The organism is Salegentibacter haimaensis, from assembly GCF_054121495.1.
On record NZ_JBSYGH010000003.1, the window covers coordinates 140,280 to 164,727 of the forward strand.

General features: G+C 41.9%; 23 protein-coding genes and 2 tRNA genes. 11 read left to right on the forward strand and 14 right to left on the reverse strand.

Features of this window, described 5'->3' with window-relative positions; translation table 11 throughout:
- The 5 genes from ACW6QP_RS05150 to ACW6QP_RS05170 all read left to right on the forward strand — a co-directional run bounded on the left by ACW6QP_RS05150 (position 1) and on the right by ACW6QP_RS05170 (position 6,513).
- Positions 1–591 (forward strand): Maf-like protein, encoded by a 591-nt coding sequence (locus tag ACW6QP_RS05150; protein ID WP_457909783.1) that lies wholly within the window; start codon positions 1–3, stop codon positions 589–591.
- Positions 592–642: 51 nt separating this feature from the next.
- A complete protein-coding gene (locus ACW6QP_RS05155) occupies positions 643–1,182 on the forward strand; it encodes a mechanosensitive ion channel domain-containing protein (RefSeq protein ID WP_457909784.1) in 540 nt (179 codons plus the stop codon).
- A 45-nt stretch (positions 1,183–1,227) separates the two neighbouring features.
- A complete protein-coding gene (locus ACW6QP_RS05160) occupies positions 1,228–3,717 on the forward strand; it encodes a PIG-L family deacetylase (protein WP_457909785.1) in 2,490 nt (829 codons plus the stop codon).
- Between the two features lie 110 nt (positions 3,718–3,827).
- The gene (locus ACW6QP_RS05165; RefSeq protein ID WP_457909786.1) at positions 3,828–5,531 is read left to right on the forward strand and encodes a sodium:solute symporter; all 1,704 of its coding nucleotides are present in this window, start codon (positions 3,828–3,830) and stop codon (positions 5,529–5,531) included.
- Position 5,532: 1 nt separating this feature from the next.
- Positions 5,533–6,513, forward strand: coding sequence for a Gfo/Idh/MocA family protein (locus ACW6QP_RS05170; protein WP_457909787.1), 981 nt, complete (start codon positions 5,533–5,535; stop codon positions 6,511–6,513).
- Positions 6,514–6,717: 204 nt separating this feature from the next.
- On the opposite strand, the gene ACW6QP_RS05175 is transcribed toward ACW6QP_RS05170, so the two are convergent.
- The 3 genes from ACW6QP_RS05175 to trxB all read right to left on the reverse strand — a co-directional run bounded on the left by ACW6QP_RS05175 (position 6,718) and on the right by trxB (position 8,347).
- Positions 6,718–6,897, reverse strand: coding sequence for a type II toxin-antitoxin system RelE/ParE family toxin (locus tag ACW6QP_RS05175; RefSeq protein WP_457909840.1), 180 nt, complete (start codon positions 6,895–6,897; stop codon positions 6,718–6,720).
- A 110-nt stretch (positions 6,898–7,007) separates the two neighbouring features.
- Positions 7,008–7,190, reverse strand: coding sequence for a hypothetical protein (locus tag ACW6QP_RS05180; protein ID WP_457909788.1), 183 nt, complete (start codon positions 7,188–7,190; stop codon positions 7,008–7,010).
- Between the two features lie 164 nt (positions 7,191–7,354).
- The gene (gene trxB / locus ACW6QP_RS05185) at positions 7,355–8,347 is read right to left on the reverse strand and encodes a thioredoxin-disulfide reductase (protein ID WP_457909789.1); all 993 of its coding nucleotides are present in this window, start codon (positions 8,345–8,347) and stop codon (positions 7,355–7,357) included.
- 171 nt (positions 8,348–8,518) lie between these two features.
- On the opposite strand from trxB, the gene ACW6QP_RS05190 reads away from it, so the two are divergent.
- Positions 8,519–9,154 carry a trimeric intracellular cation channel family protein gene (locus ACW6QP_RS05190; protein WP_457909790.1) on the forward strand — a complete coding sequence of 212 codons (636 nt, stop codon included), beginning with the start codon at positions 8,519–8,521 and terminating at the stop codon, positions 9,152–9,154.
- A gap of 15 nt (positions 9,155–9,169) precedes the next feature.
- On the opposite strand, the gene ACW6QP_RS05195 is transcribed toward ACW6QP_RS05190, so the two are convergent.
- The 7 genes from ACW6QP_RS05195 to ACW6QP_RS05225 form a co-directional block, all read right to left on the reverse strand.
- Positions 9,170–9,583 (reverse strand): DUF6691 family protein, encoded by a 414-nt coding sequence (locus tag ACW6QP_RS05195; protein WP_457909791.1) that lies wholly within the window; start codon positions 9,581–9,583, stop codon positions 9,170–9,172.
- 10 nt (positions 9,584–9,593) lie between these two features.
- On the reverse strand, positions 9,594–10,151 hold the full coding sequence (locus tag ACW6QP_RS05200) for a YeeE/YedE family protein (protein ID WP_457909792.1): 558 nt from the start codon (positions 10,149–10,151) through the stop codon (positions 9,594–9,596).
- 135 nt (positions 10,152–10,286) lie between these two features.
- Positions 10,287–11,189 carry an NAD(P)-dependent oxidoreductase gene (locus tag ACW6QP_RS05205; protein ID WP_457909793.1) on the reverse strand — a complete coding sequence of 301 codons (903 nt, stop codon included), beginning with the start codon at positions 11,187–11,189 and terminating at the stop codon, positions 10,287–10,289.
- Positions 11,190–11,191: 2 nt separating this feature from the next.
- Positions 11,192–11,335, reverse strand: a complete 144-nt coding sequence (locus ACW6QP_RS05210; RefSeq protein WP_457909794.1) for a hypothetical protein — start codon at positions 11,333–11,335, stop codon at positions 11,192–11,194.
- 53 nt (positions 11,336–11,388) lie between these two features.
- Positions 11,389–12,930, reverse strand: a complete 1,542-nt coding sequence (locus ACW6QP_RS05215) for an acyl-CoA carboxylase subunit beta (RefSeq protein ID WP_457909795.1) — start codon at positions 12,928–12,930, stop codon at positions 11,389–11,391.
- A 35-nt stretch (positions 12,931–12,965) separates the two neighbouring features.
- Entirely contained in the window at positions 12,966–14,408 is a 1,443-nt protein-coding gene (gene accC / locus ACW6QP_RS05220; RefSeq protein WP_457909796.1) for an acetyl-CoA carboxylase biotin carboxylase subunit, read from the reverse strand.
- 33 nt (positions 14,409–14,441) lie between these two features.
- Positions 14,442–14,927 (reverse strand): acetyl-CoA carboxylase biotin carboxyl carrier protein subunit, encoded by a 486-nt coding sequence (locus ACW6QP_RS05225; protein ID WP_457909797.1) that lies wholly within the window; start codon positions 14,925–14,927, stop codon positions 14,442–14,444.
- 160 nt (positions 14,928–15,087) lie between these two features.
- On the opposite strand from ACW6QP_RS05225, the gene ACW6QP_RS05230 reads away from it, so the two are divergent.
- Positions 15,088–15,510, forward strand: coding sequence for a PepSY-like domain-containing protein (locus tag ACW6QP_RS05230; protein ID WP_457909798.1), 423 nt, complete (start codon positions 15,088–15,090; stop codon positions 15,508–15,510).
- Positions 15,511–15,719: 209 nt separating this feature from the next.
- Here the strand turns inward: ACW6QP_RS05230 and ACW6QP_RS05235 are convergent, their stop codons facing one another.
- The 3 genes from ACW6QP_RS05235 to ACW6QP_RS05245 all read right to left on the reverse strand — a co-directional run bounded on the left by ACW6QP_RS05235 (position 15,720) and on the right by ACW6QP_RS05245 (position 19,592).
- Positions 15,720–17,057 carry an MBL fold metallo-hydrolase gene (locus tag ACW6QP_RS05235; RefSeq protein WP_457909799.1) on the reverse strand — a complete coding sequence of 446 codons (1,338 nt, stop codon included), beginning with the start codon at positions 17,055–17,057 and terminating at the stop codon, positions 15,720–15,722.
- On the reverse strand, positions 17,054–17,968 hold the full coding sequence (locus tag ACW6QP_RS05240; RefSeq protein ID WP_457909800.1) for a sterol desaturase family protein: 915 nt from the start codon (positions 17,966–17,968) through the stop codon (positions 17,054–17,056). Before ACW6QP_RS05240 ends, ACW6QP_RS05235 begins: the two co-directional genes overlap by 4 nt.
- A gap of 82 nt (positions 17,969–18,050) precedes the next feature.
- On the reverse strand, positions 18,051–19,592 hold the full coding sequence (locus ACW6QP_RS05245; RefSeq protein WP_457909801.1) for an HAL/PAL/TAL family ammonia-lyase: 1,542 nt from the start codon (positions 19,590–19,592) through the stop codon (positions 18,051–18,053).
- 378 nt (positions 19,593–19,970) lie between these two features.
- On the opposite strand from ACW6QP_RS05245, the gene ACW6QP_RS05250 reads away from it, so the two are divergent.
- The 4 genes from ACW6QP_RS05250 to ACW6QP_RS05265 all read left to right on the forward strand — a co-directional run bounded on the left by ACW6QP_RS05250 (position 19,971) and on the right by ACW6QP_RS05265 (position 23,259).
- Complete coding sequence (locus ACW6QP_RS05250) at positions 19,971–21,206, forward strand: NAD(P)/FAD-dependent oxidoreductase (protein WP_457909802.1); 1,236 nt, start codon at positions 19,971–19,973, stop codon at positions 21,204–21,206.
- Positions 21,207–21,354: 148 nt separating this feature from the next.
- Positions 21,355–21,437 (forward strand) — tRNA-Ser (locus ACW6QP_RS05255).
- A gap of 332 nt (positions 21,438–21,769) precedes the next feature.
- Positions 21,770–21,847 (forward strand) — tRNA-Pro (locus tag ACW6QP_RS05260).
- A 203-nt stretch (positions 21,848–22,050) separates the two neighbouring features.
- The gene (locus ACW6QP_RS05265) at positions 22,051–23,259 is read left to right on the forward strand and encodes a site-specific integrase (protein WP_457909803.1); all 1,209 of its coding nucleotides are present in this window, start codon (positions 22,051–22,053) and stop codon (positions 23,257–23,259) included.
- 47 nt (positions 23,260–23,306) lie between these two features.
- Here ACW6QP_RS05265 and ACW6QP_RS05270 read toward each other — a convergent pair whose 3' ends face one another.
- On the reverse strand, positions 23,307–24,446 hold the full coding sequence (locus ACW6QP_RS05270; protein WP_457909804.1) for a Wadjet anti-phage system protein JetD domain-containing protein: 1,140 nt from the start codon (positions 24,444–24,446) through the stop codon (positions 23,307–23,309).
- Positions 24,447–24,448: the final 2 nt, after the last annotated feature.

The window sequence follows — 24,448 nt, forward strand, 5'->3', positions numbered from 1 at the left end:
ATGCTGAAAGACTTTCTAAAGGATAAGGAAATCATACTTGCTTCTGGCTCACCCAGGCGTCAAAAGTTTTTTGAACAGCTTCAAATTCCTGTCACCATAGACGTACGCCCGGTAAAGGAGGTTTGCCCCGATTATCTCGAAAACGAACAAATCACAGATTACCTCGCTGAATTAAAAGCCGAAGCCTTTCAGAAGGAAATCAAGGAAAATCAAATTCTTATCACCAGCGATACTATTGTTTGTCACCAGGGCAAAGCCCTTGGAAAACCTACAAATGCAGCTGAAGCCAAAGAAATGCTGCACAGCCTTTCGGGCCACGCCCACGAGGTGATCACTTCGGTGTGCTTTACCACCACCAAAGAACAGCGCACTGTTAATGAAAAAACCAAAGTTTATTTCAAGGAACTAACCGCCGGAGAAATAGATTATTACGTAGACAATTATAAACCTTTCGATAAAGCCGGGGGCTATGCCATCCAGGAGTGGATTGGGCTTATTGGAATCACCCGTATTGAGGGGAGTTATGTGAATGTGGTAGGCCTACCCACGCATTTGGTATATGATCATTTGCTGGATCTGGGTAGAAAATAGTTGGCCGGGGCATTTCTTTAATGCATAACTTTAGCCTTGTAAATTTTAGCTATGATCGATTTTTTACTGAAATACGAGACCCAACTTACCTATACCCTAATCACCATCATCGTATTGCTTATTATTCAGTTTATACTGAAGAAAGCTGCCCATCGTGTGGGCAAACGACAGGAGATTAATCTTACCCGTATAAAATTGATGTTTAAATACATCAATATTTTAATGATCCTGGTCGCAGCTTTTCTACTAAGTTTTGCCTGGGATTTCGGTCTAAATCAAATCGGACTCATTTTTTCATCGGTCTTTGCGGTGATAGGGGTTGCCCTCTTCGCAATCTGGTCTATACTTAGCAATATAACTTCAGGCATTATCCTGTTTTTTAGCTTTCCATATAAAATTGGCGACACCATTAAAATTCACGATAAAGACTATCCTATTGAAGCTGTTATTGAAGACATCAAGGCTTTTCATTTACACCTCAGAACATTAGAAGGAGAACTGGTAACCTACCCCAACAATTTAATTCTGCAGAAAGCGGTTTCTTTAGTTCATAAAACAGGAATTCCCGACGAAGGGAAAGATGCGCTTTAAACCAAATCTCAATTAAGTTTTTATATTTGAAGAAACCCAGCTGCTATGCACAAAATTCTATTCCTGGTTTTCCTTATTATTTTGGGCCTGAATGCTAAAGCCCAAAATCCTGAAAAAATCAATGCAGCACAGATTTATAATGAAATTCAAAAACTGAATTTCTTGGGTTCAGCCTTATATATCGCCGCCCATCCCGACGATGAGAACACCCGGCTCATTTCTTACCTCTCTAACGAAATTCACGCCCGCACCGGGTATCTGTCTGTAACCCGCGGGGATGGAGGTCAAAACCTCATAGGGCCCGAATTAGGAGCTTATCTAGGGCTTATAAGAACACAGGAACTGCTGCAGGCCAGAAAAATAGATGGGGGCGAACAATTCTTTACCCGGGCCAACGATTTTGGTTATTCCAAAACTCCGGAAGAAACTCTTAAAAAATGGAACCGGGAAGAGGTTTTAAGCGATGTGGTAAGAACTATTCGAAAATTCAGGCCCGATGTGATCATTAACCGATTTGACCATCGCACGCCGGGAAGCACTCACGGGCATCATACCTCTTCGGCCATACTTAGTATGGAAGCCTTTGATTTGGCCGGTGACACTAACGCATATCCCGGGCAATTGGAGCAATTTGAGACCTTCCAACCTAAACGTTTGTTTTTTAATACTTCTTATTGGTTCTACGGAAGTCGGGAAGCCTTCGAACAGGCCGATAAATCGAATTTGCTGGAATTAAATTCAGGAGTATACTTTCCGCTGCTGGGACTTTCCAATCCTGAAATTGCAGCCTTAAGCCGAAGCCAGCATCAAAGTCAGGGTTTTGGAAGCACTGGTACCCGTGGTGATGCTGCAGAATATCTGGAATTGCTAAAGGGAGATATGCCTCAAAGCGGCGATATTTTTGAAGGCATCGATACCTCCTGGAGTCGGCTTGAAGGAGGAGCTGAAATTGGAGAAATATTAACTAAAGTCGAAAAAGAATACGATTTCAAAGATCCCTCAGCAAGTTTACCCGGCCTGGTAGAAGCTTATAAGCTTATTCAGCAGCTTGAAGACCCGCATTGGCAAGAATTAAAAACCAACCAGATAAAACGGATAATCGTAGCCTGTTCGGGGCTTTTCCTTGAGGCGGTAGCCAAGGAGATTTCGGCTACTCCGGGGCAGGAGATTCAGGTGAATCTGGAGGCCATAAACCGAAGCGAATCTCCTGTAAGCCTGAAGCAGGTGGCCTTATTTCCAAATGACTCAAGCATTTCGTTAAATGAGGCTCTTGAAAATAATAAGCTCTGGAATCAAAGTATCGCGCTTAAAATTCCGGAAAATGCAGCTTACACCTCGCCCTACTGGTTACAAAATAAACCTGAGAACGGTCTTTACAAAGTCGAAAATCCCGATCTAATAGGTTTACCTGAAACCCCGCAGCAAACCAGGGCTGTTTTTAATCTGGAAATTTTGGGTGAGCCCTTTGAAATTGAGCGCCCAGTGATTTATAAATATACAGATGCGGTTTTTGGAGAAACATATAGACCCTTTACAATTATCCCCGAAATTTCCCTGAGTTTTGATGAAGAGGTAATGATTTTCCCAAATATCGATGCAAAGAAAGTTATGGTAACTCTTAGCGCTGGAAAAGCAAATGTTTCAGGGGAACTAAGTCTTAATGTAAAGGATAACTGGAAAGTTAGTCCGGCCAGTATTCCATTCAATCTTGCACAAAAAGGAAGTTCGACCAGGCTTCAATTTGAAATTCAACCCCCAAAACAACAGGACCAAACCGAAATCACCCCCCAGGCCAGGATAGGAGAAAAAACCTTTTCAGAAAAACTGGTGCAGATAGACTATAAACATATCCCGCTGCAAAATCTGGTTTTACCAGCCGCGATAAAAGCCAGCCGGGTTGAAATTCAGAAAAAAGGAGAAAATATCGGTTATATTGACGGAGCCGGAGATGCGGTGCCACAAGGTCTTGAAGCAATTGGATATAAAATAAGCAAAATAAATCCTGCTGCTATTTCTGAAGTTAATCTCAGGCGTTTTGATGCAGTGGTACTTGGAATCAGGGCTTATAACACCATAGAAGAATTAAGATATCGCCAGAATGCACTTTTCAACTATGTGAAAAATGGAGGAACTCTTATAGTACAATACAATACCAGCCAGGCTTTGCTCACCGGCAATTTAGCACCTTACGAAATCAAATTATCCCGCGACAGAGTTACCGAAGAGGATTCCGAAGTAAGTTTTCTCGCACCCGAACATCCGGCCCTGAATTCACCTAACAAAATTGAAAAAACCGATTTTGAAAACTGGGTACAGGAACGTGGGCTCTACTTCCCTTCACAATGGAGCGAAGATTTCACCGCCTTGCTTTCTATGCACGACAGCGGCGAAGAGCCAAAAACCGGCAGTTTACTGGTGGCTCCTTACGGGAAGGGTTATTTTGTATACACAGGTTTAAGTTTTTTCAGACAATTACCGGCTGGGGTACCAGGAGCTTTCAGGCTGTTTGCTAACCTTTTATCGCTGGGAAAATAATGCAGGAAAAACCCGAAAAATATCACTGGAAAAAATCCTATACCTGGGTGCTGCTTGCCAATGCGATCTATATCGTCCTTTTTTATCTCATTATGAAATCTTTTGTATAAATGCATATTACCGATTGGCTCGTACTGGGACTTACACTTGCGTTCATCGTAATTTACGGCGTGTATAAATCCCGTGGCAGCAAGAATGTTCAGGATTATATAAAAGCTGGAAATTCGGCGCAGTGGTGGACTATAGGGCTATCGGTTATGGCTACCCAGGCCAGTGCCATCACATTTTTATCTACCCCGGGCCAGGCTTTTCACGACGGAATGGGGTTTGTACAATTCTACTTTGGCCTGCCTATTGCAATGGTGATTATTTGCCTGGTATTTATTCCTATTTATCACCGACTTAAAGTCTATACCGCCTACGAATACCTGGAAAGCAGGTTTGACCGAAAAACCAGGGTACTTACGGCGATTCTGTTTTTAATTCAGCGGGGGCTGGCAGCGGGAATTACCATTTTTGCTCCGGCTATTATTCTTTCGGCTGTTTTGGGATGGAATTTAACCGGTTTAACCGTTTTAATCGGGGTATTAGTAATTATTTATACGGTTTCGGGTGGCACCAAAGCGGTAAGTGTGACCCACAAACAACAAATGGCAGTGATACTCACGGGGATGATTGCGGCCTTCTTTATCATAATAAGCTACCTACCTGAAAATATCAACTTCAGCAATGCGCTGGAGATTGCTGGTGCCAGCGGGAAAATGGAAATTCTAAATTTCTCCCTGGATCTGGAAAATCGGTATACTTTCTGGAGCGGGATTATTGGCGGCAGTTTCCTGGCTCTCTCCTATTTTGGAACCGATCAAAGCCAGGTACAACGCTATTTAAGCGGTCGCTCGGTGCGGGAAAGTCAAATGGGAATGATTATGAACGGAATGCTGAAAGTGCCTTTACAGTTCTTTATTTTGCTGGTAGGCGTGATGGTTTTCGTTTTTTATCAGTTTAACAATGCTCCTCTGAATTTTAATCCGGCGGCTACCCAAACGGTGCTTTCTTCAGAATATTCCGAAGATTATCAAAACCTAATGCAGGAATATGACGATCTCCAGGGAAAGAAGCAGGAAGCCAGCCTGAATTTTGCCGACTTTGACCAGCTTTCTTCCGAAGAAAAAACAGCCCTAAAAGCTGAAATAACCCAACTGGACCGGGCGGGAGAAGAAACCAGGGCCCGCGCCCGGGAACTCATCGACGCCTCTCATAAGGATGCCGAAAGCAACGATAAGGATTATGTCTTCATCCATTTTATTCTGAATAATCTTCCCCGGGGCCTCATTGGCCTTTTGCTGGCGGTGATCCTATCGGCTGCAATGTCTTCTACGGCCTCAGAACTTAACGCCCTGGCCTCTACCACAACAATGGACCTTTACAAACGCAACCTTCGGGGAAACCGCTCTGATGTGCATTTTCTCAAGGCTTCCAAGTGGTTTACTTTAATGTGGGGACTTATTGCCATTGCCTTTGCCAGTTTGGCCAATTTGTTTGATAATTTGATACAGCTGGTCAATATAATAGGTTCCATTTTCTATGGGAACGTGCTGGGGATTTTCCTACTGGCATTTTTTGTTCGCTGGGTGAGCAGCAATTCGGTTTTCATTGCCGCCATACTTACACAAATTATCATAATTGCAATCTATCTTCTGGATGTGATGCCCTACCTCTGGTTAAATTTAACCGGATGCGTTTTGGTGATGGTACTTTCTATAATTCTCACTAATTTCTTCAGAAGAAAAAAGGAGATTCAAAAAACGAACTAAAATGAAGCAGAAAATATACAACTGGGGAATCCTTGGTGCCGGAAAAATTGCCGGAAAATTCGCCACAGGATTAAAAAATGTAGAAAATGCTCATTTATATGCTGTAGCCAGCCGCAGCAAAGAGAAAGCACAGGAATTTGCGAAAACTAATGAGGCTGAAAAATATTTTGGAAGCTATGAACAAATGCTGCAGGACGATGCCCTGGACATCGTATATATCGCGACTCCCCACGTGTTTCATCACCGGCAAAGCCTGCTTTGTTTAAAATTTAAAAAAGCCGTGCTATGCGAGAAACCCTTTGCAATGAATCGCGAGCAGGTAGCCGAAATGATCGCAACGGCCCAGGCTGAAAACTGCTTTTTGATGGAGGCTATGTGGACGCAATTTCTGCCGCATTTTAAATATGTGCAGCAAGTGGTAAACAGCGGCAAATATGGCAAAATTCGAAATCTTAAAGCCGACTTTGGATTTCCGGCTCCATTTGATGCTGAAAAGCGTTTGTTCAATAAAAATCTTGGCGGCGGAAGTCTTTTAGATATTGGAATTTATCCTGTTTTTATGGCCCTGAGTTTACTGGGCAAGCCAAATAAAATCAATGCTACCGCAAAAATCGGAAAAACAGGCGTCGATGAAAAATGCCAGGTCTTATTTAAATATGACAGAAAGGTCGAGGCCGAACTAAGCAGCAGTATTCTGGAAAAAACTCCAACCACAGCGCTTATTCAATTAGAAAAGGCAAGCATTCATATCAATTCCAGGTTTCACGAACCTTCCAGTGTTCGGATTCAAACTCCAAACGGGGAAGAGTTAAAAGAATTCGAGGTCAATACAAATGGCTACAATTTCGAGGCCCAACACGTGCAGGAAATGCTTAGCCAGGGCCGCATTGAGAGCACAGAAATGAGCTGGAAAAAAAGCCTGGAACTTATCGAGTTGCTCGATGAAATCAGAGAAAAGATTGGGCTGGAGTATGAGGTGTAAGCAAATATTTTAAGCTACCCAAAACAATAACTGAAAACCCTGTATAGAGGCTTCAGAAGATGATTTTAAAAATGAAAGATTTAAAACTTCCTCTCAGTTGTTATCGAAATATAATTAAATGAAATTTAAAGTAATCTGGCCGGAGTTTTCTAAAAAGCAGCTGGATTCAATCTTCGAATATCATCGGGAAAAATAAAACGAGATTTAAACCTGAATCTTTCTTTTAGATAAATCTCTGGCTGAGTGATGAATGGTAAGAATATCAATCCTTTTAGAATTTATTATTTTATAAATTATTCGATAATTACCTTCGATTATTTCTCTAATATCCTCTCTCCTAATTTCTTGAACAAGCTTACCAGAGAAAGGCTGAGATTTTAAAATCTAAGTACGCTGAGTTATTCTGTAGATTTGAAGTTTAGCGTATTTTTTTGAACTTTTTGAGATAAATTCGGCAATAATCTGCAAATCGCATTTAGCTTGAAGGGTCCAATTTATTTGAACCATTTTTCAATTTCATTATAGAGTTCAGTTTCAGAAATAACTTCATCATTATCCGATTGTTTTTTAGCCTCTTCAATTTTTTCAATTAAAATAAGGCGTTCCACAAGTTGATCTATAGAGAACTCTTCTGGTAAACTTTCAATTTGTTGTTTTAAGGTAGCTTTGGTTAACATAGCCTAAAAATTTTGCATATGAAATATACATATTTATCACGTTTCTTCCTTCTAATAAAGTTTAAATTTGAAAGATTTAGGGGATATAAGCTAGTAATAAGTTGAAAAATAAAAAGCTCCAGCCGTAAAACTGGAGCTTTGTTATATAATATAATTCCAAAGATTTAAGCTTCCACATTTTTGGTGGTTTTCACCTCTTCTCCTTCTTCGCTTTCCACCTCGGCTAAATAACGTTCAGCATCCAATGCTGCCATACAACCGGTGCCGGCAGCGGTTACGGCCTGGCGGTAGATTTTATCCTGTACATCTCCAGAGGCAAATACCCCGGGAATATTGGTTTTGGTAGATTTACCCTGGGTAATGAGATACCCGGTATCATCCATATCCAGTTTTCCTTTGAAAATATCGGTATTGGGCTTGTGCCCAATGGCGATAAACAATCCGGTGATTGCTATTTCTTCTTTTTCTCCTGTCTGGTTGTTTAGCATCCTCAAACCTTCCACGACCTGCTCCCCGATTACCTCATCTACTTCGGTATTATATCTCAGGTCAATATTTTTGGTGCTGGTCACCCGATGCTGCATAGCTTTTGAAGCCCGCATCTGGTCTCCTCTCACTAACATAGTTACCTTATTACAAATATTGGCAAGATAGGTAGCCTCTTCGGCAGCGGTATCTCCCCCACCAACAATAGCTACATCCTGGCCTTTATAGAAGAATCCGTCACAAACCGCACAGGCCGATACCCCACCTCCACGAAGGCGTTGTTCGCTGGGCAGTCCCAGGTATTTTGCAGTTGCCCCGGTAGAGATAATTACGGTTTCGGCTTCTACCCAGGTAGCATTATCTACACAGGCCCGGTGAATTCCGCCGGGTTTATCGCTAAATTCTACTTCAGTAACCATTCCCATTCGAACTTCGGTGCCAAAACGCTCGGCCTGTTTTTGAAGGTCGATCATCATTTTGGGACCATCAACTCCATCGGGATAACCGGGAAAGTTATCTACTTCGGTAGTAGTGGTAAGCTGGCCTCCAGGCTCCATCCCGGTATACATAACGGGTTTAAGATCGGCTCTGGCTGCATAAATCGCTGCAGTATATCCTGCAGGACCCGAACCTATGATAAGGCATTTTATTCGTTCTATGTTGTCGCTCATTGTAGTTGATTTTTTGATTTTGTAAAAGTAGGAAGTTTAGTTAAAAAACTCCCTAAATTTTGATTGGCATTTACTATTTGTCAATAATTTGAAGGTATCAATTTTTAAAATTTCAGGCTTAATCTTTTGGAAATATTCTTCGCTAAACTCTAAATATATACCTTTGTTTTAATGGAACTTAGCCTGTTTAACATTCTGGATATCCTGGGGACCGTGGCTTTTGCCATATCGGGGGCACTGGCGGCTATGGATCGTCGCCTTGATCTCTTCGGAATATTTATAATCGCATTCGTTACTGCCATTGGCGGGGGAACCCTTCGGGATACTCTCATAGGAAACACCCCGGTGACCTGGATGGAAAATACGGTTTATATTTACCTTATAGGTGTGGTCACCATACTGGCTATCATCTTTAGAAACAACATCATATATCTCAAAAAATCGCTTTTCCTTTTCGATACTATAGGACTGGGAATTTTCACCATTACGGGCGTAGAGATTGGGATTCGGGCCGGGCTGGATCCAATAATCTGTATCGCCATTGGGGCGATGACCGGTACCTTTGGAGGGGTGATTCGGGATATACTTTGTAATGAAATTCCTGTGATTTTCAGAAAAGAAATCTATGCCACCGCCTGCATTGTTGGCGGACTTGTCTTTGTAATTATGCACGAAATTAATGTTCCCCGCGATATTATCTATGTAACCACCTCCTCTATAGTGATCATCATTCGCCTGGTAGTGGTAAGATGGCAAATTTCGCTTCCGAATTTTTATATTTCAGCAGCCGAAAAACCCCGGGAATAAATCCCGGAGTAGCTGTTAATGTGGCAGTTTATCCCGCATCAAACCATATACAAAGGTTCCTAAAAGCGCCCCGATAAATACGATTAATATAGGATAAAATCCTGCGCCAACTAAGGTAAAGATAGGTCCCGGGCAGGCCCCGGCAAGCGCCCAACCTAAACCAAAGATAATCCCGCCGTACATATAGCGGCTAAAGCTTTTATCTTTCGGAATAAATTTTATGCGCTCTCCCCAAAAATCTTTCAGGCTTTTCTTTTTGATTAATTGTACTCCAAGGATCCCAATTAAAACGGTAGAGCCAATAATCCCGTACATATGAAAGGATTGAAACTGGAACATTTCGTAAATTCTGAACCAGGAGGCCGCTTCAGACTTAAACATCACCACTCCAAAAAGCAATCCTATTGCAAAATATATAAAGTATCTCATCATTCAGAATTTAAAAAATTAATGGAAATAACAGGTGTACCATCACCAATCCGCCAATAAAAAAGCCAATCACGGCGATCAAAGAAGGCAACTGAAGGTTGCTCAATCCGGAAATCGCGTGACCCGAGGTACAGCCTCCGGCATAGCGTGCGCCGAATCCGATCAGGAATCCACCCACCAGCAAAATGATAAGCGCTTTGATTCCTCCAACAGCTTCCCAGCTATAAATTTCGGTAGGCAGGTAGGCTTCCCCGGCCGAATCGAATCCCAGGTTTTCCAGCATATTCACTGTTTCAGGAGTTATATTCACCGCAGTATCGGCCGATAGTAAATTGGCGCCAATAAATCCTCCGATTATGGTTCCCAGAACCACCACCAGATTCCAGCGCTGTGCCCGCCAGTTGAAATCGAAAAAATCGGAATGTGCATCGGCACCGCAAATGGTACAAATGGTTCTTAGGTTAGAAGACATTCCAAAACCTTTTCCGAAAAAAATGAGTAAAAACATTACCACTGCTATAAGCGGCCCGGCCACATACCAGGGCCAGGGTTCAAAAATCCAATCCATAGTCTATTTTTATTTGCGTGCAAAGAAAGCTGAATTTACAAAAGAAGACAGTAACAATTGTTACAGGATTCACCAAAAATATGACCGGCGTCATAGCTCATGTAAAAATTATTCAGCAAAAAAAAGAAACACATTTCAGCTACCCAGAAAGGCTTTTACATTCTCCACTACCTTATTAGAAAGACGTTCCCGGGTTTCGGCGCTCCAGCCGGCGCTTTTAGTTCCTGAAATCACTCGGGGAAGCGCTTTTGTTTCTTCCGAAAGTTCGGCTCCTCCATCTCCGTCAAAAATGGCAAAATTCCCTTCTTTTTTGATCCACTTCTGGAAGGCCGATTCTTCGAAGGGAATTCCCAGAGAAGTATTTATAAGTATTTTGTCATTTCCGAATAATTCAAATTCTTCAGTTCCCATAAGACTGGTATTCTTCGGAAGATGAAAACTTAGAATTTCTGTAGTTTTTAGTAATTCGGCTAATTCGAGATATTTTAAGCCCTTTTGCTCCCACCCTGGTTTGCGCGTTCGGCTATAGTAGTAAAGATTGGCATTAAACGGAAGTAAACATTCGGCCAGCATTTGGCCGGTAGTGCCCAGTCCCACAATACCTATTTTTCTATTGGTGAGTTCTACCGGGTCTTCCTTCCATTGCTGCTTTCCAAAGCCGTGCAGGAGTCTAATTAATTCTGAAGTAATAAACTCTACCACCCCGGGATCGCCATAATCGAAAATTCCCGTCACTTCCACCCCATTTTTCTGCGCATACTTCACGGCAACATTCGATGACTCATCGTCGTATAAGCTACAGGCCAGGCCAATATATTTTAGGTCGAGGCATTTTTGGAGAATTTCCTCTCCAAGTTGGGTTCGCCAGGAAAGTATAACCGCCTGGGCATCTCCAATACGATTAAGGATTTCCTCATCAGTTTCAGGCGCATCCCGAAAATCTGAAATATCGGCTTCGCTGAATTTTTGCAATTCTTCTATTGCCCGGGAATTGAGTTTGGTATTGTCCAGGCACACGATTTTATTAAATTTCTTCAAATCTATTCCCAGTCGGGCAGTTCGGTTTCATCGAAAACCTGGTCCAGCAGTAACTCGTCTTCTTTTTTCTTTTTCTGGCGGGCGAACTCGAATTCGAGGTCTTTGCGTTGTTCGTTTAAATTAGACAGATTGTAATTCTTAGACATATTTAGAAGTTTTGGTTAATAGCGTTTAAAATAGAAATAAATCTTCAAACCACCTAAAGTGGAATATTCCCGTGCTTGCGTTCCGGCCTCAACACCTTCTTGTTTTCCAACATACTAAAGCCTTTCAGCAATTTTCTTCGGGTATCTTCAGGCATAATCACCTCGTCAATAAATCCGCGTTGGGCGGCCTCAAACGGATTGGCAAATTTTTCGGCATACTCCTGTTCTTTCTCGGCCAGTTTAGCTGCAGGATCTTCGGCAGCCTGAATTTCCTTTCTGAAAATAATCTCGCTGGCACCCTTGGCGCCCATCACGGCGATTTCTGCAGTAGGCCAGGCAAAGTTCAAGTCGGCACCAATATGTTTTGAGTTCATCACATCATACGCACCCCCATAAGCTTTTCGGGTAATCACCGTCACTTTTGGAACGGTGGCTTCGCTCAGGGCATACAGCAGTTTGGCTCCGTGAAGAATAATCCCATTCCATTCCTGGTCGGTTCCCGGGAGAAAGCCGGGCACATCTACCAGCACTAAAAGCGGAATATTAAAACAATCACAGAACCGGGTAAAGCGGGCAGCTTTTTTCGAAGAATCTACATCCAGCACCCCGGCCAGGCTCATAGGCTGGTTGGCAACAACTCCTATACTTCGACCGCCAAGCCTTGCAAAACCTACAATTATATTATCGGCATAATCTTTATGGATTTCAAAAAAGGATTGCTCATCGATTATCCCGTTTATCACCTCGTGCATATCGTAGGGTTTGGTAGAACTGTCGGGCACAATCTCGTTGAGTTGTTTTCGCTTTTCGTCTCCAATCTTAAAAGGCAATTTTTCAGGAGCCGATTTATTGCTTTGCGGCAAATAGCTGATTAATTTCTTAATATCTTCCAGGCAAACAATATCATTCACCGCAGTTCGGTGGGTCACCCCGCTTTTGGTTGCGTGGGTTCTCGCCCCTCCCAATTCTTCGGAAGTAACTTCTTCGTTGGTCACCGTTTTCACCACATTGGGACCGGTTACGAACATATAGCTGGTATCTTCAACCATAAGTGTAAAATCGGTCATCGCGGGAGAATAAACTGCGCCCCCGGCACAGGGTCCCATAATAGCTGAAATTTGAGGGATTACCCCTGAAGCTTTTACGTTGCGATGAAAAATATCGGCATAACCTCCAAGCGACCGAACTCCTTCCTGAATTCGGGCTCCACCCGAGTCGTTCAACCCAATGATAGGAGCTCCTACTTTCACGGCCAGGTCCATCACCTTGCAGATTTTTTCGGCGTGGGTTTCAGAAAGCGAACCTCCAAAAACGGTAAAATCCTGCGCAAATACGTAGACCATTCTCCCGTTAATGGTGCCGTAGCCGGTCACCACGCCGTCGCCGTAGTATTTTTGCTTTGCCATTCCAAAATCGGTGGTGCGGTGGGTGACCAGAATTCCAATTTCTTCAAAAGAGCCCTCGTCCAGTAAATAATCGATTCGCTCGCGGGCGGTTAATTTCTTTTTTTCGTGCTGACTTTCAATTCGACTTTTGCCGCCGCCAAGCTGGGCTTTTTTAATTTTATCGTTAAGCTTCTCTATATTTTGACTCATCTTCAGTTTTACTTTTTGTAATAATTTCGACGCTTTTATTTATAAGGCAGTCTTAATGCTTCCTGGTCTTTTAAATACTGCTTCAAAGCAATGATGGCTGCCAGGCGGGCCTCCTCTTTAATTTCATCTTCGAGTTTTTCTGCGGAATAATACTTTTTCACAAAATGGGTATCGAATTTTCCGCTTCTGAAGGCCTCGTGTTCAAACACGAATTTTCCAAATGGCAATGTGGTCATCACCCCCTCTACCTCGTAATTTTTAATGGCCTGCAGCATTAACTGAATTGCCTCTTCCCGGGTTTTTCCGTAGGTGATCAATTTAGCAAGCATCGGGTCGTAATAGATAGGAACTTCCATTCCCTCTTCAAATCCGTTATCCACTCTAATTCCCGGCCCCTGCGGAATTCGGTATCTATTTAAAGTTCCCACACTGGGCAGAAAATCGTCTAAAGGATCTTCAGCATAAACTCTTAATTCCAGGGCGTGGCCCGAAATTTTTAAATCTTCCTGGCTGAATTTTAATTTTTCTCCCCTGGCGATTTTAATTTGCTGTTCTACCAGGTCTATTCCTGTGATAAGTTCAGTCACGGGGTGTTCAACCTGCAAGCGGGTGTTCATTTCCAGGAAATAGAAATTATCATTTTCATCGTACAGAAATTCTACGGTACCGGCTCCTACATAATCGCAGGAGCGGGCTACCTTCACGGCAGCTTTCCCCATTTGCTTTCGCATCTTATCACTTAGCACTACAGAGGGGGCTTCCTCAACTACCTTTTGATGGCGACGCTGCACACTGCATTCCCGCTCAAACAGGTGCAGTATATTACCGTGGGTATCGGCCAGGATCTGGATTTCGATATGCCTGGGAGAGGAAACGTATTTTTCAATAAAAACAGAGCCATCTCCAAAAGCCGATTCGGCTTCGCTTATGGCTCGCTTCATCTGGTCTTCCAGGTCTTTCTCCTTTTCAACAATTCGCATCCCTTTTCCCCCACCTCCGGCCGAGGCTTTAATAAGTATAGGAAAGCCAATTTCTTTGGCTATTTTTTTAGCTTTTTCAGGATCGGTTATGGCTTCGTCTATTCCGGGTACCATCGGGATATCGTATTCTTTTACCGCATCTTTCGCCGCGAGCTTACTCCCCATAATTTCTATGGCTTTAGAGCCCGGGCCTATCCAGGTAATTCCATTTTTTTCAACGGCTTCGGCAAAGGCCGCGTTTTCGCTAAGAAATCCGTAGCCGGGATGAATCCCGTCTACCTTTAATTTTTTAGCGACTTCTATAATCTTTTCGACCTTAAGGTAAGACTGATTAGAGGGAGCCTCCCCTACGCAAACGGCCTCATCGGCAAATTTTACGTGGGGCGCATTGCGATCGGCAGTAGAAAAGATGGCCACGGTTTTTATACCCATTCGCTGAATGGTTTTCATCACCCGCAAAGCGATTTCTCCTCTATTGGCTACTAATATTTTCTTCATTCTGAATGTTATGATTTTTTGGTTGAATTCCCCTTACTCCATTTCTATGAGCAACTGATTTTTCTCTACGGTTTCTCCCTGTTTAATGCTTACCGTTTTCACTACGCCGTCTCTTGGTGCGGTAAGGGTGTTTTCCATCTTCATCGCTTCAAGCACCAAAAGATAATCACCTTCTTTTACCTCTCTACCTTCTTCAACATTCACTTCAAGAATAAGCCCCGGCATAGGCGCCTTGATATCATTCACCATTTGAGCAGAACCAAGAGAAAGTCCCATTTCTTCTATTAGCAAATCCAATTCATTGGAAATCTGAACCTTGTAGGCATTAGCATTGATCTTTACTGTATAACTGCGGTTTAAGAAATCGTTTTCGTGAATTTGCGCTGTAAAACCCCGATTTTGTTGTAAAAGATGGTAATTTTTTTCAGACAATACCTGGGTGTCCAGGGCAGTGATCTCTTCTTTGCTAAATTCGAAATCAAAGGCGTCATTTACCTTTACTTTATATCGTTTTTCCATAAAATTTCAAGTTGTCGTGTAAATATAGAAAATCCTGAAGGCTTTTTATCTCTTAAAACTTTGAAAATTCCCGTTAATCTTAGGTGAATTCACGAAATTTTATAGCAACTCCCGTTTCAACAAATTTATATTTAACCTACTAATCATAAATAAACGAGTTATGAAAAAATTGATTTTAAGTTCTATAGCAGGAATTTTTGCGTTTGGGCTCACTTCAGCACAAACCAACGAACAACAGCTGCATTCAACAGCCGATTTGTGGGTGCAAACCTATTTTTCTTCAGCAAAGGTTGAGAAAATGAGCCTCAATGAAGGAGATATGGATGAAATGTATGAGGTAAAACTTACCGACGGATCAAAAATTACTTTTAACAGTGATGGAGAAGCCACCGAGTTCAAAAGTGAAAAAGGAGTGCCGGCTCAGGCATTACCAGCAAATATCGCTGCCTACCTGAATACCAATTATGCAGGAAAAAAAGTAATGAAATATGAAAAAGAAGAAGATGAGATCGAGCTGAAGCTGGAAGATGGTACCAGCCTCGATTTTGACCTGGAGGGAAATTTTATGAAAATAGACGACTAATTTCCTTTATTTAAAACTCAAAACCCGGGATTTATTTCCGGGTTTTTTTGTGTAAAATTTAGCCTGAGCGCAGACGATGGGAATGTCACCCTGAGCGCAGACGAAGGGAATGTCACCCTGAGCGCAGACGAAGGGTCGTTCCCTGATAATCAAAAAAGCTCCACCGGCAGAACCAATGGAGCTTTCGAACTAAAATTCAAATAAGTAACCTATTTGAAATCATTGATATCATCACTAAGGTCATAAACCTTAAGGTCTTTGAATTTATTTTCGAGTATACTGCTACCGGCTGCAGAGCGGTAACCTCCTGCACAATGCACTACCAAAGGCTTATCTTTTGGAAGCTCATCGGCACGGTTTCTAAGCTCATTTAGGGGAATCGCTTTCGCAGATTCAAAGATCTTACCTTCGTTTACTTCGCTTTCGTTTCTAATGTCGACGATGGTGAATTTATCTTTGTTTTCCTTGAACTCGTGCAAATCGAATTCATCAGATTTTTTAGAAACTTTTTCTGAAAGAGTTATCACTCCCTTCATTTGCTTTTCATAACCGATTTTTGCGGTTCTCTCCAGCAATTCGTCGATATCATCCACGCTATTTACCACCAGGTAAAAAGCTTCTTTAGGCTCTACAATAGCCCCTAACCAGGTTTCGTATTTATCGCCCTGTCCACGAGCCATAATATTGATAGAATTTGGCAAATGTCCTTCCTTATAGGCATCTCCATCACGGGCGTCTACCACCGTCACTCCCTCTTCTACTTCGTCTACCGAAAGTTTTAATGGCACCCCATATTTAGCTTTCTGCACATTTAGCGCGCCTTCGCGGTTTATATCCACGTTAAATCCAAAATAGGAAGGGATAAAAGGCTGATCTTTTAGAATTTCTTCCACGAACTCTTCTTCGGATTGCTCTTGGAAAGCCCAGTTGCTCTGGCGCTCGTTCCCTAAAGTACTTGAAGCCGCATCGCTCATATTTTTTCCGCATAGAGAACCTGCACCGTGCGCGGGATATACCAGTGCTCCGTCGGGAAGATCGTTGAATTTTGTCTTCATAGTATTGTACATCTGCCTGGCCAGTTCAACGCGTTTTGCCTTCATATTTCCGGCTTTTTCGCGAAGATCGGGTCGGCCAACATTTCCTATGAAAAGGGTATCTCCAGTGAAAAGAGCCGTATTGCCATCTTCTTCAGCAACAAAAGTCAAACTATCGGGGGAATGCCCGGGAGTGTGTAAAGGCCTGAAATTGATCTTACCCACTTTTACCGAATCTCCTTCGTCAAAAGGCTTATGCGGATAGCTTACTCCCACCATTTCACTTACATAAATAGTGGCGCCGGTTTCTTCGTAAATTTGAAGGTGACTACTCACAAAATCGGCGTGCGGGTGAGTTTCAAAAACCGCCACAATTTTTGCGTTGTTCTCTTCGGCAAATTTATAATACTGCTTCGGGTTACGGGCCGGGTCTACCACGGCCATTTCCCCATCGCTAATAATGGCATAGGAATAATGCGCTAAAGGATCGTCTTTAAATTGTTTTATATTCATCTTACTGCGTTTTTAAATTGATTTTCCGTTTTTGTGTCCTTTCTTTTTCTAAAGGGAAAAGCCAGTTGTCCTGAGAAATCTTCAGGAAAATCCTCGTCTCCTTCAAAGCCCAGTTCTATATCTCTTCCTTCCTCGGGAATATAGGCGGTACCGAACAAATAATCCCAAATGCTAAGGCTTAGGCCAAAATTCATTCCGTGGGGATGCTCTTCGGGCAGGGCCTTTGAGTGGTGCCAGATGTGCATTTTCGGATTATTCAGAATATATCTGAAAATTCCATAATCCCAACCAACATTAGCGTGATTAAGATGCCCCACCAAAACGGCAAACATATGCACCACAAAGAATTCCTGGATTCCGAAGCCAATCATTGCCAAAGGAATATACTGAACACTTTTGTAAATAATGGTTTCCATAAAGTGAAACCTGAATTGCGCGGCAAAGCCCATTTCCTTTACGCTATGGTGCAATTTGTGAAATTCCCAAAGCCAGGGCTGTTTATGCAATTGCCGGTGCACGTTCCACTGAATAAAATCGGCGATAACAAACATTATTAGCAACTGCGCCCACATCGGGAAACTTTGCACCTCTATGGCCACAATGTTGGTGATCCCAAACAGGCCAAGAAAATCATTGAATAATTCTACGGCAACATTCGAGAGCGCATTATAGCCAATGAGCGAGAAAAGGAAAAAATTAAATAAGATATAGAACGTATCCAGCCAGAAATCTTTTCGAAATAACTTTTGATTCTTCCGCCAGGGTAAAATTACCTCCAACACCCACACCAAAAGAGACAGGCCAATAAGCCAATAAAAATAATTGGTCCAGGACGGGTTGGCGATTTCATCAATCAAATAATTAAAATATCCTGAAAAAGAATCGGTCGCTATGTCGAGGTATTTCTTCAAGCTGGTTTTTTAATTTTACAGGGCAAAAATATAGGTTTCATTTGCTTACAGCAGTAACTTTTGTTACAGTTAAGGGATTCTACTAACGGGAACTATAGGCATCCTGTTCCATTAGATAAGTTTTTAACCTGGCCAAAATTTCATATAAAGGGAAATCCTCTTTTATTTCAGGAATCAAATCGCTGGTTTGCTTTAGAAAGTCGCGGGTTGGGCCGGAGAGCTTTTCATCAAAATCAAGGTATTTCAAGGCCTGAGCGATCGTAAGCATTTCTACCGCCATAACTTCAAACGCATTATCGATCACTTTTTTGGTCATATTGGCAGCATTGGCACCCATACTCACAATATCCTGATTATCGTTATTATTCGGAATGCTGTGCACATACATAGAACTGGATAAAGCCTGGTTTTCGGCTGTGGTAGAAACCGCGGTGAATTGAGCACCCTGCATTCCGAAGTTTAAGCCCGGTTTTGCCAGATTCACGAAAGGCGGCAAAATTTCATTGAGTTTGGAATTTAGCATATAGTTGAGTTGGCGTTCGGCCAGCATCGAAAGTTTGGTGATGCCCAGTTTTAGCTTGTCCATTTCCAGGGCCACATAATCGCCGTGAAAATTCCCGCCGTGATAAACGTGCCGGGTTTTTACATCGATAATAGGATTATCGTTAGCCGAATTGACTTCCTCGATTAAAATGCGGGAGCTATGCTCTATGGTATCGTAGACAGGCCCAAGGATTTGTGGCACACAGCGCAAACTGTAATATTCCTGTACCTTTTCTTTAAAATATGTGTTTTTATCGGCATTTTCGTTGTAGAGATGTTCGTTGCGGTCGCGGGTAAGCCGGCTGTCTTTTAGATGCGTCCGCATTAGCTTAGCAATTTTTTGCTGTCCTTTATGCAACTTGGCCCCGTTGAGTTCTTCGGAAAGGTGATCGTCATAAGCCTGCACGATCTCGTTGATCGCCGACGAGCAAAACACCGACCAGTTGAGCAGGCGTTTGGCATAAATCACGTTCACGATCCCAATTCCCGTCATTGCTGAAGTTCCATTCATCAAAGCCAGGCCTTCGCGAATTTTCACCTGTATGGGCTTGATGTTTTCTTCAGCAAATACTTCAGAAGTTTTTCTTCGGAAGCCTTTGTAAAACACCTCACCTTCTCCAATAAGTACCAGGGCAAGGTGGGCAAGCTGCACCAAATCGCCTGATGCCCCTACCCCGCCGTGATCGAAAATTAGCGGAGTGATATCATTGTTGATCAATTCCAGCATAGTGTCTCCAACCGATGGGTGCACCCCAGATTTCCCCAGGGAAAGCGTATTGAGCCGCGCCAGCATTAAGGCTTTCACATAAAGCGGACTCATAGCTTCTCCCGAGCCTGAAGCGTGACTTCGAATTAGATTATACTGCAGTTGAAGCCTGTCTTTATCCTTTATTTTATATTGGGCCATAGGGCCAAAGCCCGTGTTCACCCCGTAGATCACTTTATTTTCTGAAAATTCTTTCAAAAAGTCGAAACTCTCCTCCAGTTGGGTTTGAGCTTCGGGACTTAAGGAAACTTTGCTGAGATTAAAAAGAACCTGGTAAAAATCATTCAGGTTAAGCGGGTTATTGATTTGGAGCATACAGCTAAAAGACTAATATATTTTTAAAAAATTGACCCCGTTAGGGTTGATATGATTGTGTTTTATAATGAACTGAGTATCGAACCAGGCCCTCGACTGCGCTCGGGCTTACAACATTTTAAAAACTGCTTCAGTTTCGAAACAAAATCCGGGTTTGAACCAAGCCCTCGACTGCGCTCGGGCTGACATTGTTTTCAAAATTGAATGATTTTTGTTACAAAATTCAACCTCAAAAGATACCGACTTTCGTCGGTATTAACTCATCCAGCCACTTCGCGTGCGCCTTTGGCTTCTCGAAGTGGGGATTCATTAACAAATGTAGTATATTTAGCGCGCTTTTAAAATTGGGATTTTTAGCCTTCTGATGCCTACTTATTTATGAAAAAAACCAGGGTTTTAATTATTGGTGCAGGGCCATCTGGAATGGTTTCGGCGGCTTATTTGAAAAATCAGGGAATAGACTGTTTGGTAGTAGAAAAACAGCGGTTTCCCAGGTTTAGCATTGGGGAAAGTCTTATTCCGCGTTGTATGGATAATTTTGAGGAAGCCGGGTTGCTGGAGGCACTTAAGCAAGGTGATTTCCAAAAAAAATTCGGAGCGCGTTTTATCAAAGGAGACCGGGTGGGAGAATTCGATTTCAGCGATAAGTTTGGAGAGGGCTGGAATTGGACCTGGCAGGTACCCCGCGCCGACTTCGATCAGCTTCTGGCCAAAGAAGTGCAACAAATGGGGGTTCAAATCCTGTTCGAAACCGAGGTGGTTTCAGCCGATTTTGAAAGGGAAAATCCGGTGATAAGCCTAAAAACGGCTTCTGAAGAAAAGATAGAAATAGAGGCTGAATTCATTATCGATTCAAGCGGAAACGGTCGGGTTCTGGCCAGCCACCTAGGCCTGGAGACCCGCGCTCAGGTTGGGGAAAATTCTTCAATTTTCACTCATATCAACGAAACTCAAAGACCTAAAGGCAAGGAAGGCGAGTTGATCACCTTCGAAGTTCTGGGGAATGAAAGCTGGTTTTGGTATATCCCCTTTTCTAACGGAAATTCCAGTTTGGGCTTTGTAGGTTCCAATGCCTGGTTTGAGCAATATTCAAATTATTCCCCAAACGAAATGTTTAAAAAAATGCTCGGGCGGCTTGAATATTATCGGGGTAGGTTTGATGGCTATGAATTTTTATTTACGCCCAAAATGCTACAGAACCTGGCTAAAAACGTAAATCGGCTCTATGGAGATAAATTCGTGCTCACCGGAAACTCTGCCGAGTTTCTGGATCCGGTATTTTCATCGGGAGTAGCCTTTGCGACCGAATCGGGATTACAGGCAGCAAAGCTTTTGGCCCGGCAACTGGAAGGGGAACAGGTAGACTGGAATAAAAATTATGCCGGGTATATGAAAGAAGGCACAGATGTTTTTGGCAGTTATGTGCGCGAATGGTATAACGGCAATTTGCAAAAGATCTTTTTTCACGAGCAACCCAACCCTCTCGTCAAACAACAGGTTTGTGCAGTACTGGCCGGCTATGTTTGGGATAAAAGCAATCCATTTGTAAAAAATCACAGCCGCATTTTAGGCAATATAGCCCGCCTGATTGAAATGGAAGGACAAAAAATTTAATTTTTTTTAGCAAGTAAAATATTGAGTGCAAAGTCTTTAAAATTTAAGTCAAATCCCGCATCGGGTTTTGCCCTAAAAAAGTTTGGAAGCTACTGAAGTAAAAGTTACATTTGCAACCGCAAAATAATTGCGACGTTCATAATTTTTAGGAGAGGTGGCAGAGTGGTAATGCAGCAGCCTGCTAAGCTGTCATCCTTTTTGGATGCCCGGGTTCGAATCCCGGTCTCTCCGCAAGATTTTTAGTCTGTGGTTTATTTATTCTCCTTTTCTTTAGAAAAGACAGGGATAAATTTCCTCCGTCTCCCGGACTGCTTTGTAAAAAGAGTAATTTGGACCGGAAAAGACTAAAAATTAAAATTGAAAAGTTCCCGGTTTACTTGAGAAAGTAATTTTGAACCTTGAATTTTGAAATTTTGAATTACAGCGCAAGCTGTAAGCCTCGGGGTGTGAAGCCCCGACGCAAGGTCGGGATAAACTCCGCCCGGTTCCCGGTCTACTTTTTAAAAAAGTAACCTTGAACTTTGAACATTGAAACATTGAACTACAGCTTAAGCTGTAAGCCTCGGGGTGTAGCGTAGCCCGGTTATCGCGCCTGCTTTGGGAGCAGGAGGCCGCAGGTTCGAATCCTGCCACCCCGACCAAGACCATTATCAAATGGCTACAAAACCTTGTTAACCGAATGATTATCAAGGTTTTGTAGTTTTTAGTCGCTCATAGAATTTGATATAAAATCATATAAAATGAGTCCGATTCGGTGACCTTATTATTATTTAGGGCTATTTGCCTTAAGAGTTGATTTGTCTTTCGTTTTCACGCATTTTGTTTAACCTTGAAAACGAATATTATGAGAAATTCGGTGACCTTTGGGATTGTCTTCCTTCCCAAATCCAGTAAAGCCAGAAATGGCAAGGCTCCTCTTTATACCAGAATTACCCTAAACGGAGAGCGGGTAGAAATTAGCCTGCAACGTAGAATCTCCCTGAATCTATGGGACGAGCGAAAAAGCAGATTGAAAGGCAGCAGCATAGAAAGCCAGCAGGTCAATAAATCTTTAGACCGCATTTATAATAAGCTGTATGAATGCTTCCGCCAATTAAATGATTCGAACCTTTTGTTATCTGCCCAGGCAGTTAAAGCCAGATATTTAGGAAAGGACGATTCTTTTAAAAAGCTGTCAGAGCTACTGAATTACCATACCGAGCATATGAAAGATGTGCTGAAGTATGGCACCATGAAGAACTATTATACTACAGAGCGCTATCTTTATAAATTCCTTAAAAAGCAATTTAAAGCGGATGACATTTTCCTGAAACAAATCAATTATCAGTTTATCACTGACTTTGAGCATTTCCTTAGAAATTATAAACCGAAAAGAGATAGAAAGGCTCCCACTAATAATGGTGTTATGAAGCACTTGGAGCGATTAAAGAAATTGTTAAACCTCGCCCAGAAATTAGAATGGGTGGAAAAAGATCCTTTTTCTAAATTCTCCCTGAAATTTAAAAAGGCCGAGAGAGCATTTCTAAGCGAAGAAGAATTAGAAAACCTAGAGCAGTATCAATTTGACCGAATCACCCATCAGCAGACCCGGGATGTATTTGTATTCTCCTGTTATACTGGTTTATCGTGGGTAGATGCAAAAAATCTAAAGCCAGAAAATATAGTTATTGGCATCGATGGCCGAAAATGGATATTTACTGCAAGAGAAAAAACGGAGCAGTCGGTGAAAATCCCAATTCTGCCAAAGGCAATGGAGATCATTGAAAAATATAAAGATCAATGCGCATGTTCTGGCTATATTCTCCCCGTATATTCTAACCAGAAAACAAACCAGTATTTAAAGGAACTGGCAACAGAGCTTAAAATAAAGAAAAAGCTAACTTTTCATGTAGCCAGGCATACCTTTGCTACGACGGTAACTCTCTCTAAAGGAATTCCCATTGAATCGGTTTCAAAATTATTGGGGCATTCGAAACTTTCTACAACACAAATTTATGCTAGGGTATTGGAAAGTAAATTGAGTGAGGATTTAAAAAAATTGATGAACATATAATTAAATTCAGGTAGTGTCAAAAACCAGTTAAGTCAGTTAAAAAATTTCTAAGTAATGTGAAATAAACTATTATATACAGTTTCTTGGGTAATACGTTCTTGTTCAAGTCTTAAATTATTTTCTGAGAGATATTCAAAAACCTTGAGTTCTTTTTCCGACAAGTGATCTATAGAATCTACTTTAGATACAGTTCCGGTCACTATAAATAATTCATACTTCTCCAAAACTTCCATTTCCATCAAAAAAGATTTGGTTTGTTTGTAATAGGATCGCAATTGAGATAGCATTTGAAATCCCTGTACATCTAAATCACTCCAGTAATAAATTTCCTTTGCATGTAACCAATCAATATTCTTAAGTGATTGTATGCCAAACCCTTTTCCCCAAACGGCTATGGAATGAGGCACTTCAGGAAATGTCAGAAAGTTCATCTTGTTTTCAATAATGAAAAGTCTATGGCATTTAAGCTCAGTGGATATAAATTGCTCTATTGGAACAGTGATATCATCATAATTAATTTCGGACCAACAAGATTCGTCCAATGACCGAAACCGAACAAGAGGTTGGTCATATTTCAAGTGAAACCGTTTTTCAAACACATTTTCACGGATATTGATAATTCCACGAACCAATTCATCAAGCAAAAGCCTTAACGTACCTTTATTTTCTTCTATGAATTTAGTATGGACGGCAATAGGTAGTTCCCGAATGTAATAGATGTGTGGTTCGAAATTATTTAGGAACCATTGACAAACTTCAATTAATTGTGGCCACAGTTTTGCATTATTAATAATGATTTTAGGGTTTATCTTTAACCACGGTTCAAGCTGAGGTAGCTCTGATTTGATGAAATGATAATTCTTTATCAACAAATGAAATTCCTTTTCTTTATTGATGAATTTCAGGAAATCAAAAAGCGTTTCAAATACAATTGCATTAGGAATGTCTTGAGAAGCATGGTGGCGGGTTTTTCTAGTCTCTGAAAGCACGGAGTATCCAAAACCTTTTCTATCTTTGGATCCGCCTAATACATCAGCAATTTCTTTGCTCATTTGAACAAAGTCTTTGGAAAGGGCTTTATTGGCTCTAATCTTTAAGGGAAAACAGTTTTCTTCATTCAATGTTTTCCTGAGTATTTCATCATATTTCCTTTCGGACTTTTTTCGTATTTCACTTACCGTAATCATTG

Coding starts and splice junctions, on each gene's coding strand:
- ACW6QP_RS05180 (WP_457909788.1), bottom strand. CDS start 7,190: ATGTTAACCAAAGCTACCTTAAAACAACAAATTGAAAGTTTACCAGAA.
- ACW6QP_RS05210 (WP_457909794.1), bottom strand. CDS start 11,335: ATGTCTAAGAATTACAATCTGTCTAATTTAAACGAACAACGCAAAGAC.
- accC (WP_457909796.1), bottom strand. CDS start 14,408: ATGAAGAAAATATTAGTAGCCAATAGAGGAGAAATCGCTTTGCGGGTG.
- ACW6QP_RS05200 (WP_457909792.1), bottom strand. CDS start 10,151: ATGGATTGGATTTTTGAACCCTGGCCCTGGTATGTGGCCGGGCCGCTT.
- ACW6QP_RS05250 (WP_457909802.1), top strand. CDS start 19,971: ATGAAAAAAACCAGGGTTTTAATTATTGGTGCAGGGCCATCTGGAATG.
- ACW6QP_RS05165 (WP_457909786.1), top strand. CDS start 3,828: ATGCATATTACCGATTGGCTCGTACTGGGACTTACACTTGCGTTCATC.
- ACW6QP_RS05235 (WP_457909799.1), bottom strand. CDS start 17,057: ATGAATATAAAACAATTTAAAGACGATCCTTTAGCGCATTATTCCTAT.
- ACW6QP_RS05150 (WP_457909783.1), top strand. CDS start 1: ATGCTGAAAGACTTTCTAAAGGATAAGGAAATCATACTTGCTTCTGGC.
- ACW6QP_RS05170 (WP_457909787.1), top strand. CDS start 5,533: ATGAAGCAGAAAATATACAACTGGGGAATCCTTGGTGCCGGAAAAATT.
- ACW6QP_RS05155 (WP_457909784.1), top strand. CDS start 643: ATGATCGATTTTTTACTGAAATACGAGACCCAACTTACCTATACCCTA.
- ACW6QP_RS05195 (WP_457909791.1), bottom strand. CDS start 9,583: ATGAGATACTTTATATATTTTGCAATAGGATTGCTTTTTGGAGTGGTG.
- ACW6QP_RS05265 (WP_457909803.1), top strand. CDS start 22,051: ATGAGAAATTCGGTGACCTTTGGGATTGTCTTCCTTCCCAAATCCAGT.
- ACW6QP_RS05190 (WP_457909790.1), top strand. CDS start 8,519: ATGGAACTTAGCCTGTTTAACATTCTGGATATCCTGGGGACCGTGGCT.
- trxB (WP_457909789.1), bottom strand. CDS start 8,347: ATGAGCGACAACATAGAACGAATAAAATGCCTTATCATAGGTTCGGGT.
- ACW6QP_RS05215 (WP_457909795.1), bottom strand. CDS start 12,930: ATGAGTCAAAATATAGAGAAGCTTAACGATAAAATTAAAAAAGCCCAG.
- ACW6QP_RS05225 (WP_457909797.1), bottom strand. CDS start 14,927: ATGGAAAAACGATATAAAGTAAAGGTAAATGACGCCTTTGATTTCGAA.
- ACW6QP_RS05245 (WP_457909801.1), bottom strand. CDS start 19,592: ATGCTCCAAATCAATAACCCGCTTAACCTGAATGATTTTTACCAGGTT.
- ACW6QP_RS05230 (WP_457909798.1), top strand. CDS start 15,088: ATGAAAAAATTGATTTTAAGTTCTATAGCAGGAATTTTTGCGTTTGGG.
- ACW6QP_RS05160 (WP_457909785.1), top strand. CDS start 1,228: ATGCACAAAATTCTATTCCTGGTTTTCCTTATTATTTTGGGCCTGAAT.
- ACW6QP_RS05270 (WP_457909804.1), bottom strand. CDS start 24,446: ATGATTACGGTAAGTGAAATACGAAAAAAGTCCGAAAGGAAATATGAT.